22 protein-coding genes are annotated in these 19,386 nt (G+C 60.3%); 3 read left to right on the forward strand and 19 right to left on the reverse strand.

Annotation, left to right across the window (positions count from 1 at the left end):
- From NN484_RS16930 to NN484_RS16950, 5 genes are all read right to left on the reverse strand, one after another.
- A complete protein-coding gene (locus NN484_RS16930; RefSeq protein WP_127648909.1) occupies positions 1-531 on the reverse strand; it encodes a hypothetical protein in 531 nt (176 codons plus the stop codon).
- Between the two features lies 1 nt (position 532).
- Positions 533-1,261, reverse strand: a complete 729-nt coding sequence (locus NN484_RS16935) for an alpha/beta hydrolase family protein (protein WP_127648910.1) — start codon at positions 1,259-1,261, stop codon at positions 533-535.
- Positions 1,262-1,266: 5 nt separating this feature from the next.
- A complete protein-coding gene (locus tag NN484_RS16940) occupies positions 1,267-1,761 on the reverse strand; it encodes a PAAR domain-containing protein (protein ID WP_274657511.1) in 495 nt (164 codons plus the stop codon).
- Complete coding sequence (locus NN484_RS16945; RefSeq protein ID WP_274657512.1) at positions 1,758-2,420, reverse strand: hypothetical protein; 663 nt, start codon at positions 2,418-2,420, stop codon at positions 1,758-1,760. Before NN484_RS16945 ends, NN484_RS16940 begins: the two co-directional genes overlap by 4 nt.
- 159 nt (positions 2,421-2,579) lie before the next feature.
- Entirely contained in the window at positions 2,580-3,059 is a 480-nt protein-coding gene (locus NN484_RS16950) for a GNAT family N-acetyltransferase (RefSeq protein WP_127648913.1), read from the reverse strand.
- Positions 3,060-3,184: 125 nt separating this feature from the next.
- Between NN484_RS16950 and NN484_RS16955 the strand changes: the two genes are divergently transcribed.
- From NN484_RS16955 to NN484_RS16965, 3 genes are all read left to right on the forward strand, one after another.
- Positions 3,185-3,838: an HD domain-containing protein gene (locus tag NN484_RS16955; RefSeq protein ID WP_274657513.1), complete on the forward strand. Its 654-nt coding sequence runs from the start codon at positions 3,185-3,187 to the stop codon at positions 3,836-3,838.
- Between the two features lie 145 nt (positions 3,839-3,983).
- Positions 3,984-4,328 carry a hypothetical protein gene (locus NN484_RS16960; RefSeq protein ID WP_127648915.1) on the forward strand — a complete coding sequence of 115 codons (345 nt, stop codon included), beginning with the start codon at positions 3,984-3,986 and terminating at the stop codon, positions 4,326-4,328.
- Positions 4,329-4,372: 44 nt separating this feature from the next.
- Complete coding sequence (locus NN484_RS16965) at positions 4,373-4,627, forward strand: hypothetical protein (RefSeq protein ID WP_127648916.1); 255 nt, start codon at positions 4,373-4,375, stop codon at positions 4,625-4,627.
- Positions 4,628-4,779: 152 nt separating this feature from the next.
- Here NN484_RS16965 and NN484_RS16970 read toward each other — a convergent pair whose 3' ends face one another.
- From NN484_RS16970 to NN484_RS17035, 14 genes are all read right to left on the reverse strand, one after another.
- Positions 4,780-5,700, reverse strand: a complete 921-nt coding sequence (locus NN484_RS16970; protein ID WP_274657514.1) for a PfkB family carbohydrate kinase — start codon at positions 5,698-5,700, stop codon at positions 4,780-4,782.
- Complete coding sequence (locus NN484_RS16975; RefSeq protein WP_215502049.1) at positions 5,693-7,159, reverse strand: purine-cytosine permease family protein; 1,467 nt, start codon at positions 7,157-7,159, stop codon at positions 5,693-5,695. Before NN484_RS16975 ends, NN484_RS16970 begins: the two co-directional genes overlap by 8 nt.
- 168 nt (positions 7,160-7,327) lie before the next feature.
- Positions 7,328-8,326, reverse strand: a complete 999-nt coding sequence (locus tag NN484_RS16980) for an ADP-ribosylglycohydrolase family protein (RefSeq protein ID WP_215502050.1) — start codon at positions 8,324-8,326, stop codon at positions 7,328-7,330.
- The gene (locus NN484_RS16985; RefSeq protein ID WP_215502051.1) at positions 8,323-9,036 is read right to left on the reverse strand and encodes a GntR family transcriptional regulator; all 714 of its coding nucleotides are present in this window, start codon (positions 9,034-9,036) and stop codon (positions 8,323-8,325) included. Before NN484_RS16985 ends, NN484_RS16980 begins: the two co-directional genes overlap by 4 nt.
- 185 nt (positions 9,037-9,221) lie before the next feature.
- The gene (gene araH / locus NN484_RS16990) at positions 9,222-10,190 is read right to left on the reverse strand and encodes an L-arabinose ABC transporter permease AraH (protein WP_027612371.1); all 969 of its coding nucleotides are present in this window, start codon (positions 10,188-10,190) and stop codon (positions 9,222-9,224) included.
- 12 nt (positions 10,191-10,202) lie between these two features.
- The gene (araG, locus tag NN484_RS16995) at positions 10,203-11,744 is read right to left on the reverse strand and encodes an L-arabinose ABC transporter ATP-binding protein AraG (RefSeq protein WP_127648921.1); all 1,542 of its coding nucleotides are present in this window, start codon (positions 11,742-11,744) and stop codon (positions 10,203-10,205) included.
- Positions 11,745-11,777: 33 nt separating this feature from the next.
- Positions 11,778-12,782, reverse strand: a complete 1,005-nt coding sequence (locus NN484_RS17000; protein ID WP_025113028.1) for a substrate-binding domain-containing protein — start codon at positions 12,780-12,782, stop codon at positions 11,778-11,780.
- Between the two features lie 136 nt (positions 12,783-12,918).
- Positions 12,919-13,737, reverse strand: a complete 819-nt coding sequence (locus NN484_RS17005) for an SDR family oxidoreductase (RefSeq protein ID WP_127648922.1) — start codon at positions 13,735-13,737, stop codon at positions 12,919-12,921.
- Positions 13,738-14,007: 270 nt separating this feature from the next.
- A complete protein-coding gene (locus NN484_RS17010) occupies positions 14,008-14,883 on the reverse strand; it encodes an SMP-30/gluconolactonase/LRE family protein (protein WP_274657515.1) in 876 nt (291 codons plus the stop codon).
- Positions 14,884-15,015: 132 nt separating this feature from the next.
- The gene (locus NN484_RS17015) at positions 15,016-15,732 is read right to left on the reverse strand and encodes a FadR/GntR family transcriptional regulator (protein ID WP_127648924.1); all 717 of its coding nucleotides are present in this window, start codon (positions 15,730-15,732) and stop codon (positions 15,016-15,018) included.
- A 176-nt stretch (positions 15,733-15,908) separates the two neighbouring features.
- The gene (locus NN484_RS17020; protein ID WP_127648925.1) at positions 15,909-16,469 is read right to left on the reverse strand and encodes a DUF1285 domain-containing protein; all 561 of its coding nucleotides are present in this window, start codon (positions 16,467-16,469) and stop codon (positions 15,909-15,911) included.
- Positions 16,470-16,484: 15 nt separating this feature from the next.
- Positions 16,485-17,090 carry a DUF4823 domain-containing protein gene (locus NN484_RS17025; protein ID WP_127648926.1) on the reverse strand — a complete coding sequence of 202 codons (606 nt, stop codon included), beginning with the start codon at positions 17,088-17,090 and terminating at the stop codon, positions 16,485-16,487.
- Between the two features lie 169 nt (positions 17,091-17,259).
- Positions 17,260-18,228, reverse strand: coding sequence for a GTP 3',8-cyclase MoaA (locus NN484_RS17030; protein WP_127648927.1), 969 nt, complete (start codon positions 18,226-18,228; stop codon positions 17,260-17,262).
- A gap of 137 nt (positions 18,229-18,365) precedes the next feature.
- Positions 18,366-19,004 (reverse strand): TetR/AcrR family transcriptional regulator, encoded by a 639-nt coding sequence (locus NN484_RS17035; RefSeq protein WP_007950805.1) that lies wholly within the window; start codon positions 19,002-19,004, stop codon positions 18,366-18,368.
- Between the last annotated feature and the right edge of the window lie 382 nt (positions 19,005-19,386).

The following is a 19,386-nucleotide window of genomic DNA, read 5'->3' on the forward strand; positions in this document are numbered from 1 at the left end:
TCAGAATGCCTGCTTATGCTGTATCGCCTGGATAAAAGCGCTGGCAGGAACATCCATCGACTCTGAGTAATAAGGACCATAGGAATAAGCGGCAGTCTTGAACTTACAAACGACAACTTTACGCAGCTTCAAAATGGCCAGCACTTGCTCTTTACTGATATATGTACTCAGCGTTCCACCATCCGGTGTGTACACGGCAAACACCTCGGCTGAATAAACGTGCGAGGACGCTGAACCTTCATCTTTCGCCGCTACGACTTCGCCCTCGAAATACCTGACCAGGTCCTGCTTCGTTTCGAAGACACCGGCTTCATCCAATGAACAGATCAAACTGTTACCCACCTGATTCTGACCGGCATGTATTTCAAAAAAACGCAACACGTCAGTCTTTGAACTGAATCGAACATCTAAAAAAGCGTTCTCTCCCTGTCTGGTGACGGAAACAAAATCAATCCCGGATTCCGGCAAGGGCACTCTTTTTGCGCACGAGGCACACAAAACAAGTGAAACAATTGCGAGCAAGATTCTCATCTCAAGACTCCAGATATTTGATCATTCTCTCAGCGATAAGATCACGTGCCGATTGCTCGCCAAGAGCCACTGCCTTGAACATTTTGCCTGCGTCTTCGTGATTGGCATCTACGGACAGGTTGATATCCGGACCGGAACTCATTTTCCATCGTTCGCCCATGTCGGCCACATCATCGGATTGATTGGGTTTCGAGGGAGCCGCCAGTATGTTTATCCAGTACTCCGCCCCAGGTTTAGGGGTGGTAGCGTAAATGTCAGAAATCAGCCAGACCCCCAATCCACCACCAACAGGATCAAGTGTGACCAGCGACTTTACCGTGTAACCCTGTTCCTTGAGTATGGCTGCCAGGTGGGCACCATTCCACCCACCAAGACTATGACCGACGATACTGATGTAAATTGATTTATCGCCTTTCAAGTGGCGATGTACATACTTGTCAATGTCCTTCTTGCCGCGAACATCCTTATAACTCAGATACACCGACTGCAATTTCGTTAATTGGGCGTCGCTGAATTTTTTAGGCAACAGAACCTGCGCGGCGGTCACATTATGGTGAGGCGGCTGGTCTTGGTAGTACTGCTCTTTATCCCCAGCGCCGCCAATAAAAAACACCACTATCTTTTTGACACTCACCGCAACTGTCTTGACGCTCTGATCGGATTTGCAAGTCAATTCATGACTCGCCGCCAGTTTATTGCAAGCCTGAGAAGCAGGACTTTCAGCTTCCATTTCAATCACTCTACAAACAGTTTTATGGATTCGGGTAAGTGGGAGCTGACCGTGTGGGTAAAGCCCTGTTCATTGGTAATGCCGTGCTCAAGACGTCCATCACCTCGTTCGATTGCATAAGGATGGTTCGGGACAGGCTCGCCAGTCGCTTCATTTACCACTTGCAACTTGTCCGTAAAATGCACCGGCATCGGCAACAACCCGCTAAACGCCGCGCCTCCACCACTCTGGCCGATAATCACCGTCCCCGACCCACCGACCACGACATTGCCGTGACCTCCAGTGCTGTCGAGCGTGGCGGCGTTCAGGCCGTTGATGAATACGGTGCCGGAAACGGCGCCGGTGATCGGGCTGCCACAGGCCGATTTATCGGTCATGCGCGCGGCGGCGAGGCCGTCGAAGAAGACGTCGGGCGAGCCGGAAACAATCGGGTTGGTGCCATGCCCTGGCAATGGGCAGTCGGTCGGGTCGGTGACGCGTGCAGCGGGTTTACCACTCAATTCAAAGCTCCTTGCTTCGGGCGTTCCGGGTGTGGCTGATGAATATCGATGTCGGTTGCGGCGAAGCGCCAGCGGTTGTCGACAGGGTCAAACAGGGCGTGGCAATGCTCACGGCTGTCGGGCGATGTGGCGGTTTGCAGGTGTCGCCAGGCTTCGTCGGTTTGCCACGCCAGTTCGGCCGGCGAGGCGTCGTCGAGGTCGTTGAGCCAGGCGTTGTAATTACGCAGGTGATTGCGCTCGTAGGTCGATTGCAGCAGATCGGCCATTTGCACGCCGAGGTCCAGATGATGCTCGGCAGTCCATCGGCCCACCTCGGAATAGACGTACCAGCCCATCGGGATCAGCGCGCCGTCCTTGAGCAACGAATCGCCGGCCGGGGCGACGAAACCGCAGCAGATGTGCAACGTCAGCCAGCCCTGATGCGCGTCGATAAACGCATTCGGCTCAAACTGGCGTAACGGGATCACACGGTAGTCATCAAGGCCGGCGCTGCGCGCCATGAGTTCGGCGTCAAGCCGCGACACAAACGCACGAATGGCTTTGCCGCCCGTGCGATTGACGATGCACAGGATGTCTACCGGTTGCCGCTGAGGGTTGTCAGTGGAGCCTGAGTTTTTCACCAGGCCGTACAGACGCATTGACGCCCGCAGTCCGCTCATCGCCGGTCACTCATTGACGCAGCGAAGGCTCCACGGGCGTGGAGAAATAGTGCCAGAGGCATTGCAGTTGTCGTCCGTGAGCGCGCAAAAATGGCGCGTAGAATGCCGGACTAGAGCGCTGGCGACAATCGAATTAGCATTGGATGGCCATCATTGTGATCAGCCTTCGGCAAACTCGCGTAAAACCTTGCCATCCATGCGATAGCGCACCCACTCTTCCTGCGGCTGCGCGCCGAGGGATTTGTAGAATTCGATGGCCGGGGTGTTCCAGTCCAGCACGCTCCATTCGAAGCGCCCGCAATCATTGTCACAGGCGATTTTCGCCAGATGCCGCAGCAGGGTTTTGCCGGCACCGCCACCGCGTTGCTCGGGGGTGATGTAGAGGTCTTCGAGGTACAGGCAGTTGCTGCCGAGCCATGTCGAATAGCTGAAGAAGAACACCGCAAAACCGATCGGCACACCGTCACGCAAACAGATCAGGCCGTGGGCGGTGGCGCCTTCGCTGAACAGACTGCGCTCGATGTCGGTGACGCTGGCGATAACTTCGTGGCGGGCCTTTTCGAAATCTGCCAGTTCGGTGATGAAGGCGAGGATTTGCGGAGCATCGCTGGGGGTCGCCGGGCGGATGTCGATCGTCATGGACGGGCCTTGTCGGAAAAGGGAAAGCGCCATAGTAAGGCCGGACGCGCCGCTCGTCATATGGCAACACAGAGAATATCCTGCTCCGCTCCCACAGGGAATTTCGACAGCCTGAAAGGACGCTCATGAACACTGAGATTTTTATGCCCATGGAGGCGCTCGCGGTGGTGCTGCTGCCCCACGCCCTCGAACCGTCAGACGACGGCGCTCACGACCTCGCCCACCTGCACCGGGTCTGGCACAACGTGCGCACCTTGCAGGCCGAGGAAGGTGGCGACCTTGAAGTGTTGCTCGCCGCCGTGCTGCTGCACGATTGCGTGGCTGTCGAAAAGAACTCGCCCCTGCGCTCGCAGGCCTCGCGTCTCGCGGCAGAGAAAGCCGCAAACGTGCTGGCTGAATTGGATTGGCCCGAAAGCAAAATCGCCGCCGTCACCCACGCCATCGAAGCCCACAGCTTTTCCGCCAATCTCACCCCGCTGACCCTCGAAGCGAAAATCGTCCAGGACGCCGACCGTCTCGACTCGCTGGGCATGCTCGGTGTTGCCCGCACCTTCTACGTCGCCGGGCGCATGGGCGCGGCGCTGTACGACCCGCAGGATCCCGAAGCGAAACAACGCGAGTACGACGACACACGTTTTTGCCTCGATCATTTCCAGACCAAACTGCTGCACCTCGCCGACGGTTTCCAGACCGTTGCCGGGCAAGGTCTGGCGCAGATCCGCCATCAACGCTTGAAGGGTTTCATGGAGCAGTTCAAGGAAGAAATCGGCATCGCCTGACGTTATTACTCCGGCGCGCAGCGATCCAGGCTTCGACGACGTCGCGCCGTGCAAGCAATCAGAACCGTTCGTCGATCATCAGGCACCAATCCAGTCCGGGGGCAGACCAACGACAGGTAAGGATTCCAATCACTGGAGATGCCCTATGATCCCGTCAAGGTTGACTGCCCTCGTTTTCAGCGCCCTGCTCTGCCCCGCGGTGTTCGCCGCCACCACCACTGCAGCGGGCACAGGCCCCACCGATCCGGTTCCACCGCCACGCGCGCCCGCCATCAATAGTGCGCCTGGCATGAACACCGATGGTTCCGGGGTTCCATTGATCAATCAGCCGCCCGCCACCGGCACTGATCCGCGCACCCAAGGCAGTGATCCCGGTCGCCAGGGTGGCATGAACACGCCTGACTCCCCTGCAACACCCGACAACGCCGGCCCCGGCGTTGGCTCGAAAACCACCACCGGTGGCTCGGGCTCCGAAGGTACCGGTCAGTAGTTCGCCGACGCGAGCGTCCTATTCAACCCAATGAAGAGGTAACCATGAACGTCGATAAAAACCTGGAAAAAGAAGTCCTCACCCGCCTGCTGCACGCCCATCCGAGCGGACTGGGCAAAGAGGTGCTGGACAACTATCGCGGTGAGAAAGTCGTGGCCAGCACCCTCGCCGCCCTGCAGGATCGCGGGCTGATCCACCATGGTCATGTGACCTGCAACGAGGCCGGCGAACACTCGTTGAACCTGCCGATCAAGCTTAGTGCGGCCGGCGTCGAAGCAGCGAGAAAGCTCGATAGCTGACGGTAGATCCGCAAGCAGTTGAGTCCTGTAGGAGCTGCAGCAGGCCGCGATCTTTCAAGATCAAAAGATCGCAGCCTGCGGCAACTCCTACAGGGGTTTTGTAAGCGACGCGATTCCCTTGTGGGACCCAGCCTGCTGGCGATGACGATTGTTCAGTCGCCGCGTATCAATGCATCCACTTCAGCAGCCCCCGGCGATGTCGCCGGCCCCCAGCGCGTCACTGCCAAAGCCGCTGCCGCGTTCGCTCGCCGCGCCGCCTCATGCGCATTCAAACCCTGCGCCAACCCGGCGACAAATACCCCGGCATGCGCATCACCGGCACCATTGCTGTCCACCGCCTTCACGGCAAACCCCGGCACATGCCGACGCTCGCCAGCCTGATGAATCCAGCACCCCTGTGGCCCGTCGCGCACCACGATCAGCGCGTCGTTGCGCAGATGCCCGGCGAGCCGATCCAGCGCCTCAGCGATATCCGCCGCTCCGGTAAAGCGCAACGCCTCGACGCTGTTGCTGGTCCACACATCGATGCGCGGCAGCAGGGCCTGCATCAACGCCGAGTCCGGCGACTCGACCAACGGGCCCGGATCGAACACCACGTTAATCGTATCCGGCAGCGCCAGCGTCCAGTCCAGTAGCGCCTGCGCCTTGCCTTCATGCAACAGGCTGTAACCGCTCACATAGACGTAATCGCCCGCCTCGGCGGCCACGCTGTTCAAGTCCTCCTCGGTCACCTCGCCTTCGGCGCCGATGCAGGAAATGAAACTGCGCTCGGCCGACGCATCGGTCAGCGCCACGCAAATCCCGGTGTCGGGTTGCGCAGGCGTTTTGATGCCGATACGGATGCCTTCAGCGTTCATCGCCTGACGCGCCAGATCGCCGAAGCGCCCGCTGCCGTGGCGACCGAGATAAACCACTGGCAAGCCATTGCGTACGGCAGCGGCCATCACGTTGAAACCGCCGCCGGCCTCGAAAGCGGCAGACTGCGCCAGCACATCGCCGCCGACTTGCGGCAGCTGATCCACAGCCATCACCAGGTCGATGATGACCTGGCCGGTGTGCAACATCTTAGGCATGAGCATTCTCGACTTGCGCGGCACGGCGATCTTTCGCCCCGCCGAGGACGAAGTAAATGCCACCGGCCACCACGAAGGTCACGATCCAGCCCAAACCGTTGTGGCCCAGCCACGAGTCGGACAAAAAGCCCTTGAACCAGACGTTCTCGTCGGTGGTGCCAATGGTGGTGAAACTGAAGCCGAGCACGATGGCAATCGCCCACGCGCCGAACGCGCGCCATTCGATGCCGCCGCGATACCAGTAGGCACTGCTCGGACTGACGTCAAGCAGGTCTTTGGGGCTGTAGTAGTGACGATGAATCAGGTCGACCACGAAGATCCCGACCCACGCGGTGATCGGCACCGCCAGCAGGGAAATGAAGGTGATGAACGGGCCGTAGAAGCTGTCGGCGATCAGCATGAAGTAAATCGAGCCGGCGAAGATCGCGACGATATCCACCACCACCGCGTAGACCCGTTTGACCTTCAGGCCCAAGGTCAGCGTGGTCAAACCGGCGGAGTACACCGAGAGGTTGTTCGACAGCAGCAGGCCGCCGAACGCGGTGATCAGGTAGGGCACGGCCATCCAGGTCGGCAGCATGTCGCGGATCGCCACGATCGGGTCAGTCGCCGACGCCAGATCGTTGTTGCCCACCGACAACAGACCACCGAGGGTGATCAGCAGCACCAGCGGAATCCCCGCGCCGAACGCGGCGGACGCGACCAGGCGCACGGCTTTGACGCTGCGGTGCTGGTAGCGCGACATGTCGGCACCGGCGTTGGCCCAGCCGATCCCGGTGCCGGCGGCCATGGTGCCGATGCCGATGATCATTGCGCTCAGCGGTGCGGGCGTGGCGTTGAACACGGCGCTCCAGTCGATGGTCGCGCAAAGGAAGCCGCCGACCAGAATATTCAGTGCGCCGAACACGTAGGTCGCCCACTTCTGGATCACCAGCAGGGTGGCGTGACCGAGGCCGGAGACCGACAGGGTCAGCAGAACGAAGATCGCGATGAAGATCAGCGTCAGCACCGGTGCGCTTTTCGCTTCAACCGGCGAGCCAAACAGGATCGAGCACAGCGACAGCAGCACGAATGCCGCCGTGGTGGTGTTGACGGTTTCCCAGCCCAGACGTGACATCAGCGAAACCAGGGTCGGGCCGATGTTGCCGCGTACGCCAAAAATTGCGCGCGACAAGGTCAGGCTCGGCGCACGGCCACGGCGGCCGGCAATCGAGATGATCCCCACCACCGCGAACGATCCGGCAGCACCGACAATCGCGACGATGATCGCCTGCCAGATCGCCAATCCGCGAAACGCAACCAGCGTGGCGCCCAGCGGCAGACCGAGAATGGAAATGTTGGCGGCGAACCAGACCCAGAACAGTTGCAGCGGATGACCGTTGCACTCGGCTTCCGGCACCGGCTCGATACCGCGGGTTTCCAACTGCCCGGCGCTTTGCGCGGCGTTTGATGAACTCATGAACAGTGCTCCTGTTTGCCTTTATTGTGTTTGTGGGCAATTCAATAAACTGCGCACCTCCTGTAGGAGCTGCCGCAGGCTGCGATCTTTTGATCTTGATTTTCCGGCTGCCTGAAGACTGCTGAAGATCAAAAGATCGCAGCCTTCGGCAGCTCCTACACAGGTTCCTCAGCGTAAGGTGAGGAGTCCTTTCACGAGGGGCTCAAGCTCCAGATGATTGACCGCTTTGACCGTGGCAATCATCGGCGCCGGCCAGCTCTCAAGACCCAGGCAGGCCCCGAGCATGGCGCCAAGGATGGCCGCGATGGTGTCGGTGTCACCGCCCAGGCTGGCGGCCATGCACAACGCCTCGAACGCACTCATCTCGCCGACGGCCACTTGCTGCGCCAGGGCGAACGACACCACCACCGATTCCTGCGACGCCACCGAAGTGCCGATCACGTCGTACAGCAGATCGGCCAACAGTGCCTTGTCGCTGTCGACGCTGATGCTGCGCGCCCAACTGATGCGCGAAGCGATGCGCCCACCGGCGACCCAGTGCCCGTGCGCTTCAGCCTGTTGCGCTATCTGCTGGCCGAGGTTCAGCGCCTCGCCCAGATCCATGCCATTGACCCCGGCCGAGACCACCGCCGCCACCGCTGCCGCACTGGAAATGCCCAGTGTGGTGTTGTGGGTGACCTGACAGGCCTGAACCACCGCGGCGATGAACCGCTGAGGATCGGCAACATCCGCCGCAATGCCCACCGGGGTGATGCGCATCGCCGCGCCGTTGGTGGTGCCATAACGCCCGGCCTCCTCCGGCGAGTGGCCGGCGAGGATCATCTCAATGGCGCGTTTGGTCGACGGGCCGAGCAGGTCCTGCGAACCCTTGGCCTGCATCTCGGCTTCCCACTCGATCAGCCGTTGGGCGAGCACTGCCGGCTCGATCCGGCCCTTGCCTTCAACCAGCAATTGGCCGACCAGAATTGCCTGTTCAGTGTCGTCGGTGATCGAGCCCTTGGGCATGTTGGCAGCGATCGGTTGCAGGGGACCGGCGTCCTGCAGCTCGGTGATCCGGCCGAAGCGGGTCTTGATCGTTTCGCGGTTCAGCGATTGCGTCGGCATGCCCAGCGCATCACCCAGAGCCAGGCCATAAAACGCACCCAGGGCACGGTTGAGCGCGGTCATTTCGATTCTCCAAATTGCAGGTGCAGGCGGAAATGCACCGGGTCGAGCAGGCTTTCGACCTGCTCCATGAAGCGGTTCTGCCGGTCGTAGGTGGTGCGCAGGGCCTTGAGAAAAACGCTACCCACCGGGCGGCCGAGCAGTTCGGCGTCTACGGCATTCAGCGGCTCGGCGCCGATCCACTGATCGCCGCGCTCGCCGATGTAGCCGTAGGCAGCCAGGGTGATGGTCAGCGAGTTGTCGATCAGACCGACGCGCGGCAGGCTTTCCAGGCCGCCGGTGGCCGGCATCAACGAGCGTTCGAGGGACACCAGCGTGCCGTCGTTGGCGCGCCGGCGACGGTCGAGGGTGATGAATTGGTCGGTGCCGAACCGCGAGAGCAGGTCGGGCCGGGTCACGGCTTCCAGACGCAGCACTTCGGTGTTGATCAGCGCCCCGCTGTCGGCCAGTGCCTGCGCCCAGCCGCTGCGCTGGTCGAGCGCCACGCCGTCGAACGTGACGATCGAGCCGACACCGCTTTGCGTGGCGATGTAATTGCGCCGCTTCAGTTCGGCCAGCGCTTCGCGCAACGTGCCACGGCTGACCTTGAATTCCTGAGCCAACTGATGCTCACCGGGCAACAGAAAGCCGTCCTCCATGAGGCCGCTTTCGATGCGCCGGACGAGTTCGTCGACCACCCGTTGTTTCTTGTCAAATCGTACCTGTCTAATCATGTACAAATTGATACCCGAAACGGGCGTGGGCGGGCAAGGAATATTTGGGGAAGATGACGAGAGGCCGGAGACTGGCGCGGTCTACTGTAGGAGTGAGCCTGCTCGCGATGACGTCGACACATCCAGCATCGATGTGACTGAAAGAACGCTATCGCGAGCAGGCTCACCCCTACAGGGGATGCGGGTTACCGTTGTTTCAGGCGATCGATGACCACCGCCAACAGCAGAATCGAACCACGAATCACATACTGGTAGAACGTATCGATATTCTTCAGGTTCATCGCATTCTCGATGATCGCCAGTATCAACACCCCGGCAATCACGTGCCGGATCATGCCGATCCCGCCGCTCAGCGACACCCCGCCCAGCACACACGCCGAGATCACGGTCAGTTCGAAACCCTGGCCGATCATCGGCTGCCCGGAGGTCATGCGCGAGGCGAGAATCACCCCGGCCAGTGCGCCGATCACGCCATGCACGGCGAAGATGATGATCTTGGTCCGGTCAACGTTGACCCCGGCGAGCAACGCCGCTTCCTGGTTGCCACCGATGGCCATGGTGTTGCGCCCGTAGGTGGTGTAGTTCAGCAGCCAGCCGAAGAACAGGAAACAGACGATGGTGATCAGGATCGGCACCGGCACGCCGAACAACTGGCCATTGCCAAAGACGAAGAACGATTCCTGCGACACGCCCACCGCTTTGCCGTTGGCAAAGATGTAGGCCAGGCCACGGACGATCTGCATCGTCGCCAGCGTGGTGATCAGCGCATTGACCCGCAGCTTGGCGATCACGATGCCGTTGATCAGCCCGACAATCAGGCCCATCACCAGCGCCGCGCTGACGCCGAGGAACACGCTGTTGGTGTCGCGCATCACCACCGCTGCGACCACCCCGGCGCAGGCGATCACCGAGCCCACCGACAAATCGAAATGCCCCGACGCCAGGCAGTACAACATGGTGCACGCGGCAATGCCGGTGGTGGAAATCGCCAGCCCCAACCCGCGCATGTTCAGCGGCGAAAGGAAGTTGTCGATCAGCAAGGTGCAGGCGACGAAGATGCCAATGGCCGCCAGCAGCATGACCCAGTCGTCGAGGAAGCGCCGCAGGTCCAGCGGTTTGCGGGGAGTCGGCAGCGCCTTGTTTTGGATGGTCATCATAGTCACCTCTCAGTTCGCCACGCCGTCAGCGCGATGGCGCGGCAAAGCCAGTTGCAGCAGGTTGGATTCATTGGCCTGGTCGCGGCTGACTTCGCCGCGCAGCGCGCCTTCGCAGAGCACCAGAATGCGGTCGGAAATGCCCATGACCTCCATGAGGTCGCTGGACACCACGATCACCGAAATGCCGTCGGCGGCCAGGTTATGGATGATCTGGTAGATCTCGGCCTTGGCACCGATGTCGATGCCACGGGTGGGTTCGTCGAGCAGCAGGACCTTCATCGGCATCGACAGCCAGCGACCGAGAATGGCCTTCTGCTGGTTGCCGCCGGAAAGGAATTTGATCTGTTGCCCGGCGTGCGGTGTTTTGACTTTCAGCGCCTTGATCTGCTTGTCGGCGTTGCCCTTCTCCCACAGCCCGCGCAGCAGACAACCGAAGCCGGAATGGGCGCCACGGGCACTGATGTTGATGTTTTCGGCGACGCTGGCCAGCGGAATGATCCCCTCCTTTTTGCGGTCCTCGGGGCACAGCAGAATCCCGGCGGCAATCGCGTCACGCGGTGAGCGCAACTTCAGTTCATGGCCACGCAATTCCAGGCGTCCGGCGGTGTTGCGCTCAAGCCCGCTGAGCAGCCGGAACAACTCGGTGCGCCCGGCCCCGACCAGGCCGAACAGGCCGAGAATCTCGCCCTTGTGCGCCTCGAAACTCACCGGCTCGCGCAGGCCCGGGCCGAGCAAACCGTCGACCTTCAGCGCCACCGCGCCACGTGGGCGGCTGCGGTAATCGTAGATGTCCTGGATGTCGCGCCCGACCATGCAGGTCACCAGTTGATCGTGGGTCAGTTGGCTCATGTCGTCGAAGGTGCGCACGTAACGACCATCCTTGAACACCGTCACCGCGTCGCAGATACGGAACACTTCTTCCATGCGATGGGAAACGTAGAGCACCACTTTGCCCTCATCGCGCAAGCGACTGATGATCGCCATCAAGCGGTCGATCTCGCGGGCCGAGAGGCTGCTGGTCGGCTCATCAAAGGCGATCACATGCGCGCCACGAGACAGCGCCTTGGCGATTTCCACCAGTTGCCGCTGGCCGAGTGACAGGCGCCCGACCTTGGTCTGCGGATCGATTTCATCGGCCAGACCCTTGAGGCAAGCCAAGGCGTTCTGGCGCAGGGTGCCGCGATTGATCAGGCCGAAACTGGCCGGCAGATGGCCGAGAAACAGGTTCTCGGCCACGCTCATTTCCGGCACCAGATGCAGCTCCTGGTGAATCACCGCGACGCCGCTGCCGATGCTGTCGGCCGTCGACTTGAAGGCCATGGTCTGCTCGCCGATCTGCAACTCGCCGCTGCTCGGGATGTAGGCCCCGCCAAGGATTTTCAGCAGGGTCGATTTGCCGGCGCCGTTCTCGCCCATCAGGGCGTGGACCTGCCCCGGGTGGGCGACGAAGCTGATGGCGTCCAGCGCCTTCACCCCGGGAAAGGTCTTACCGATCCCGTTGAAGCGCAGGCTGCCGCCGCTGTTTTCATGTGTCTGTACTTGCGCGTGCATCTGAGTCACCTCTTCACACCGATCGAGCAGCCATCAATTCCACAGGCCGATTTTTTCCAGCTCTTGCTTGAAGTTCTCGCGGGTGATCAGGGTGACGTCGTCCATCGCCGTGTACTTCGGCGGCTCTTTGCCGGTAGTGACCCACTCGTACATCATCTCGGCTGTCTTGTAGCCTTCGATGTGCGGGCTCGGCAGCATCGAACCGAAGAAACCGCTGTTGGGCTTTTTCAGCTCGCCGATGGCGTCGGTGCCGTTGATGCCGATGCCGATCACGTTGGCCGCCGCGAACCCGGCGGCTTCAGTGGCGCGTACGCCGCCGAGCACGGTGTTGTCGTTCATGCCGCCGATGATCAGGTTTTTCGCCGCACTCGGCAGCTTGACCAGCGCCGAGTTGGTGGCGTCCATGCTGCCCGGCACGTCCAGGGTTTTCAGTGCAGCGAAGAGGATGTGATCCTTCGGCAGGCCGGCGTCTTCCAGGGATTTGACCGAACCGTCGGTGCGCTTCTTGCCGGTGTCGAGTTCGTTGTAGGTGTTGACCACCGCGTAGGTGTCTTTCCAGTCCCAATTGCGTTTCTTCGCTTCGGCGACCATGGCGTTGCCCTGCTTCTGGCCGACTTCGAACGCAGCCATGCCGAGGTACGGCACGTCTTCCATGAACTTGCCGTTGGCGTCGACAAAGCGGTCGTCCACGGCAATCACTTTGAGGTCATTGAGTTTGGCCTTGGCCATGATGGCCGGGCCGAGGGACACGTCCGGGGGGCAGATCACGAAGCCCTTGGCACCGTTGGCGGCGAGGCTGTCGATGGCCGAGAGGGTTTTCTCCCCGTCCGGCACGGCGATCTTGATCAGTTCGAAGCCTTTGTCCTTGGCGGCTTTTTCAGCGAAAGCCCACTCGGTCTGGAACCACGGCTCTTCAGCCTGTTTGACCAGAAAACCGATTTTCACGGTGTCGGCAGCCAGCAGCGAGCTGCTCAGACTGAACGCGGTGACCGCCAGCGCGGCACTGCACAGGGTACGAATCCCGAAACGACGTTTCATAAGCTGACTCCTTGTTATTTTTCTTGAGCGTTATTTGAAAAGCGTTAAAGCGTGGTCCTGCGATCTGGAGCAAAAATAGTCATATCGTATGATGATTGGATTTCAGGCGAATTCATCCACCGCAAATCTCATCTGCTCAGTCGTGGTACATCACCGAGCGGCCACCATCGATGGTGATGCACGAGGCGTTGATGAACGGCGCTTCATCACTGGCCAGGAACACTGCGGTCATCGCCACTTCGATCGGCTGGCCGATGCGTTTTGGCGGGTGCAGGTCAAACGCGCGCTGGCGCTCGGCGTGCGGGTCGGCAAAGCCGTTCCAGTAATCGACGTTCAGCTGCGTCTCGATGTAGCCCGGAGCGATGGCGTTGACCCGAATGCCCTTGGGCGCGTACTCGATGCCCAGCGCCCGGGTCAGTCCGAGCAGGCCGTGTTTGGCCACCGGATACGGGAAGCAGCCGGGAATGATGTGGCTGGAATGGGTCGAGGCGATGTTGATGATGCTGCCGATACCTTGCTCGATCATCTGCGGCAGCACGGCTTTGCAGCCATACCAGGCGCCGTCCAGGTCGATGGCGAAGCAGCGGCGCCAATCTTCTTCGGTCATTTGCAGCGGGTCGCGGAACACGTTGACCCCCGCGCAGTTGACCAGCACGTCGATCCGCCCGTGCAACTCGATCGCCAGTTTGGCCATGGCGTGCAGGTCTTGTTGACGCGACACGTCGGCCTTGATCGCCTGTACGTCGGCGCCCTGCTCGCGCCAGTGGGCGGCGACCTTCTCGACTTTCTCCGCCTGAATATCGCTGATCACCAATTTGGCCTGCTGCGAGGCGAAGGAGGCGACGATGGCCTCGCCGATGCCCTGGGCGGCGCCGGTCAGCAGCACGACTTTGTTTTTCAGACGCTCGCCCTTCGGCGGTGCGGGCACCGGCGGCAAGGAAAGAGGTTCAGCCATGGGTCAGGACTCCTGTTCGTAAGCACAAAAAAACCGGGCATCTGACGATGTCCGGTCTGGAAGACTGTGAAAGCAAAACAGGCAGGCACGGCGAGCGACGCCGGGCCGTTGCGAGACGCTGACTCCGCTGGGGAGTGCGATAGAGATTCGCTGCATCACTTCACCTGTTTTGTTCTTTTTAAGTGTGAGTGCGTGTTACTGCTGGAGCCGACTATAAACCCGACCGCCAAATAATCTCAATATATAATTTTGCATCCCATATTTTGGGATTCAACCCGCAAACCGAGTGCAGAGCTTGCCCGGCACATCGACCCGCATCGACAGCACCGCACCATCCAGTGGATGGTGGTGCGGACTCTGCGCGCTGGTGATGTACAGGGTTTTCAAATCGTCACCGCCGAACACGCAACTGGTCGGGCGGCTGACTGGCAGATCGATCTTGCGCTCGACCTTGCCGTCCGGTGTCAGACGCAGCAGGCAACTGCCGTCCCAACGGGCGTTCCACACATAACCTTCGGCGTCCATCGCCGAACCATCAGGCCCGCCGTTCTGATCAGGGCCATACCAGGGGCTGCCCACATCAAGGTTGCCGTCGGCGTGAATAAAATAGCGATACAGCGTGTCGTCGAGACTGTCGCCGAACAGGACCGTGGTGCCGTCATCACTCCACAACAGCGTATTGGGAATCCCCAGGCCGCGCAGCAAGGGCGTGACGCGCTGGTCTGGATCAACGCGGAACAAGCCACCGGAACGGCGCACGATCGGCAGGTCTTCGCCGTTGTCGCCGATGTTGTTTTGCATGGTGCCGAGCCACAGTCGCCCTTGGACGTCGCAGCGTGCTTCGTTGGGTCGATTGCCCGGTTGCGGGTCGGCGATGCAGAACAACTTCAAACGTGGCTCAAGGCCCGGGGAATCGAGGTCCAGTCGATAGACGCCGCTGCTCAGAGTCACCAGCGCATCGCCACTGGCGCACGGAATGAACGCGGAAACGTGCTCGGGCATCTGCCAGATCTGCACGTTGTTGCCGATCAGCCGCAGTGCCTGTCTGCCGGCGATATCGACCCAATACAGCGCTTGGGTGGGGGCGTCCCAGAAAGGGCCTTCACCGAGTTTGGCGCGGTGTTGGGTTACGGCGGTCCACGTCATGTTGAATCCTTCATGTTGTTGTTTTAACTGTAGGCGTGAGCTTGCTCGCGATGGCGGTGGTTCAGTCAGCGTTGCTTTTTCCGGTACGACGCCATCGCGAGCAGGCTCACGCCTACAGGGGGATCTGTGTTGTCAGCTGGCTTTCTTGTCGGCCATCACCTGCGGGTAAAAGCGTTTGATTGCCAGGTCGGCATTGTCGATCAGGGTCACGCACGCCCACACCCCACGCGCAGCATCCCGGGCAGCGATGGCGTCGGCCATGTCTTTGTGAATCGGCAAGGTGCGGCGCAATTCGTCGGGGTCGGCGGCGGAGACTTCAAACGACACCGCGAGCAAGGCACCGAGGGCCGGGACCATTTGCTCGATGAACTGATTGTGGCTGGCCGCCAGAATGCATTCGTGGAAGGTCTGGTCGGCGCGGTTGTAATCGATGCCGCTGTCGACGGCCCGCTCCAGCGCGTTGTAGGCCAGCTGCACGGCCTCGATCTGCTCCAGGCTGGCGCGTTCGCAGGCCCAGCGCACGGCCATCGGTTCGATGGTACGCCGCAGGTCGAGCAGGTCGTCGACGAAGTTTTCCGGCAGACCGTTGCGCGACAGCCAGCCCACGACTTGCGGATCGAACAGATTCCAGCGCCGCACTGGCAACACCCGGGTACCGACTTTCGGCCCGACTTCGAGCATGCCTTTGGCGACGAGGGTCTTGATCGCTTCGCGGATCACGGTACGGCTGACGCCGAGCTGCTGGCCCAGATCCGCCTCGACCTTGATCGCCTGCCCCGGCTTGACCTGCCCGGCAGCAATCCAGCTGCCCAGCCAATCGACCGTTGACGCATGAAAGCTGCTGGACATGAAGACCTCAAAGCGGTTCGCGATGGGTGTTCACGCTAATGATCATATGATTAACAGTCAACACAAAATCAATGCAGGAGCGAGCCTGCTCGCGATAGCGGTGTGTCAGTCGACATTAATGCTACTGAACCATCGTGATCACGAGCAGCCTCACTCCTGCAGTTTTTTGTTTTGGATCAGGGTTCGAGGCCGATGCGAAAGAACTCCCCACCACTCCACACACCCAGCCAGCGCTGCCCATCGATTTCGCGGCTGACCGCCAGTTCCACCAGTTGGTAGAACACGTTGCGGTGAATCAGCGCTTCGAGGTTGGTGCGCACGTGCACATAAGGCGCGGGCTCCTGGGTCGTCGGGTCGATCTCGACGCGGATCGGATGTTCCGGCCCGGCCTCGGCCGTCTCCTCGACATTGGTGGTGAAACGCAGCACCTGCGTCTCGCCCTCGCCTTCGACTTCCACGGCAATCGCCACAAACGGCGCGTCGTCGACCTTGATCCCGACCTTTTCGACCGGGGTAATCAGGAAGTAATCATCGCCGTCGCGGCGGATGATGGTGGAGAACAGCTTGACCATCGGCTTGCGCCCGATCGGCGTGCCCAGGTAATACCAGGTGCCGTCGCGGGCGATGCGCATGTCGATATCGCCGCAGAAGTCCGGGTTCCACAAGTGCACCGGCGGCAGGCCTTTGGTTTTGGGGATCTGTCCCAACAGGTCATTGGCTTTTTGCGGGCCACTCATGGCGTACTCCTTGGTTTATTGGTCGCCGACTCCCAGCAGGCTGCGCGCGTATTGCGCCAGTGGCGGGCCGATCAGGTCTTCAGGCTTGTTGTCGTGGAACGTCAGTAAACCGCCACGACTCTTGATCCGTGCAGTATCAATCAAATACTGGGTGCTGGTCTCGATCAACATGATCTGAATCACGCCGCCGTCGATGCCCAAACGATCCACGGCTTCCTGATCGAGCCACTCGTCGGAGTTGCCGATACGGTCGTCAGCCTTGGCGAAACGCGTGTACAGCAGGTAGTGAGCGCCGGCATCGCGGGCTTCGCCCATGGCTTGATCAAGGCCTTCCGGGGCACGGGCACGGCGGACCATCGGGAAGTATTCGACAAACCCCTTGAAGGCTTCTTCGGCGACCACGTTCGGCCGTGGGTAGGAACCACCCGGCGGCGCAAATGCGCCCTGAGCGATGTAGATGAACGAGTCCGGCTGAATGCGGAAGTTGTTCACCCGGCGGCTGTCACTGTGATCCAGCAGCCCCGCGTCGCTCATCTGATCGCGAGTGCCTTCGGCCATATCGCTGACAGTCATACAGCCGCCAAGCGCCAAAACGGCCAGCAGCAAAACCAGGCTACGCATCCTCATCCTCCAGAAGCCGGTGACGGAAAACCGGCGAATGGCCGTTGAATGCAGCTTTTGCGCCAGCTCAGGATCTTTGTCGAATGATGGATTGCTTTCGCGAGCAGGCTCGCTCCCACAGGATTGCGAAAAACCATGTGGGAGCGAGCCTGCTCGCGAAAAAGAGGTATCAGCCGCCGATGATCTTCATGACCGTCGCGCCACCGGAGAACGCCACTTCCTGTTTGTCACCCAAGGCCTTGACCAGCAAGCGCTGCAACGCCGGTAGCGCTTGATGGCGCGGCTTGTCGAGCAGATCGCCGACATAGTGGCGGTTGCTCGACGACAGGCAACCATGCAGCCAACCGGTCGACGACAGGCGCAGGCGCGAGCAGGTTCTGCAGAACGGCACGCTTTCGTTGGCGATCACGCCGAAGTGACCGAGGCCCGGAATCGCATAACGTACGGCCGTGGCGTCCACCGGCGCATCGGCCTGGGCGTACTCGTAGCGCTCGCCGATCAGGCTCAGCAGTTGCTGCAGGCTGACGAACTGTTGCAGGAAGGCGTTGGAGTCGGTGGCGAGGTGGCCCATGCGCATCAGCTCGATGAAGCGCAGCTCATAACCACGCTCCAGGCAGTAATCGAGCAGCGGCATTACCTGATCCAGGTTCTGCCCGCGCAACGGCACCATGTTGACCTTGATCTTCAGCCCCGCCGCTTTCGCCTGGTCCATGCCATCGAGCACAGTCGCCAGATCGCCGCCGCGGGCGATGCTGCGGAACGCACCGGCGTCGAGGGTATCGAGGGACACGTTGATCCGGCGCAGACCGGCGTCCACCAGCAGCGGCAGTTTTTTCGCCAGGAGTTGACCGTTGGTGGTCAGGCTGATGTCGTCCAGGCCCATCTTGCCGACGGCGCTCATGAATGATTCGAGTTTGGGGCTGACCAGCGGCTCACCGCCGGTGATGCGCAAGCGTTCGATGCCAGCGGCTTCAATCAGATAAGCCACGCCGCGTGCCATGGCTTCGGCCGACAGTTCATCCTGCGCAGCCACCAGCCGCTTGCCGTTGGGCACGCAGTAGGTACAGGCGTAATTGCAGGCTGAAGTCAGGCTGATGCGCAAATTGCGAAAACGCCTGCCTTGACGGTCAACGATCATGATCACTCCGGCGATAGAATTTCGAGCCGCTAAAACTTGACTTACAAATCAAGTTTTAGCAAGCCCTATGCCTGAGTATATTCCTGCGGTACTGCGTCATGTAGCGAAATCATGGCGCAATAAAGCCGCTGAATGATTCAGCTGCTCGGAGTTTCCGGATCACGCTTGCGCTTGTTGCCCATGCGCACGCCGATGTCCATCAGGAACTGGAAGAAACCTTCCTGATCTTCCAGCACATTGCTCCAGAACGGCGAGTGATACAGCGCCACCGCGCCGTGTACCAGCGCCCAGGACGCGCAGTAGTGGAAGTACGGCGGCACGTCTTCGAGCTTGCCTTCGCTGATCCGGCCCTTGATGAGCAAGGTCAGGCGTTCGAAGTTCGAGGCACGGATCTTGTGCAGCTCCTCGACCATTTCCGGCACCTGATTGCCTTTAACAACCTTCTCTTCGAGACGGTCGAACAGGCGATAGCGCTGCGGGTCACGCATGCGGAATTCGAAGTAGGCACGGGACAGCGCTTCCTTGTCCTTGTCGACATCGGCCGAATGCAGCAGCTCGTTCAAATCGCGCTCGTAATCGAGCATCAGCCGCAGATAGATCTCGGCCTTGGATTTGAAGTGCTTGTAGATCGTGCCTTTGCCGATACCCACGGCATCAGCAATCATCTCGACGGTGACACTGTCTTCACCTTGTTCGAGGAACAGCTTGAGCGCGGTATCGAGAATTTCTTGCTCGCGGCGACGAAACTCACGGACCTTACGAGGTTCTTTGTGCATAAGAAAAGGTCTGTAGGGGTCAAAATTCGAAGCCGCGTATTATGCCTAACTTGCACAAAAATGCACGGATCATCCGACCATATCTGTGTTTCTTGTTCATTTTGCGAACGCTGGGAGTGTAATGAGAACTCAACTGAAGCGCACGTATTCCAAATTTGTTTAAAAACCCCGACCGCTCAACTGGACTGAACGCCAGACTGATCAATACTTGAACTGTCGGGCGGCATCTCCCCCAAGTGTCGCGCCGATAAAGGTACCAAGGGACCGCGTGCCTTTGTTTTACTCCTAATGGTCTTAACCCGGATTCACCCCCCAGAACCCGGGTTTTTTTTGCCTGCGATTTGACCGGTGCTCGCTGTCCTTTTGCGCACCACACACCTGC

Origin of the sequence: Pseudomonas serboccidentalis (assembly GCF_028830055.1) — a bacterium.
GTDB lineage: Bacteria > Pseudomonadota > Gammaproteobacteria > Pseudomonadales > Pseudomonadaceae > Aquipseudomonas > Aquipseudomonas serboccidentalis.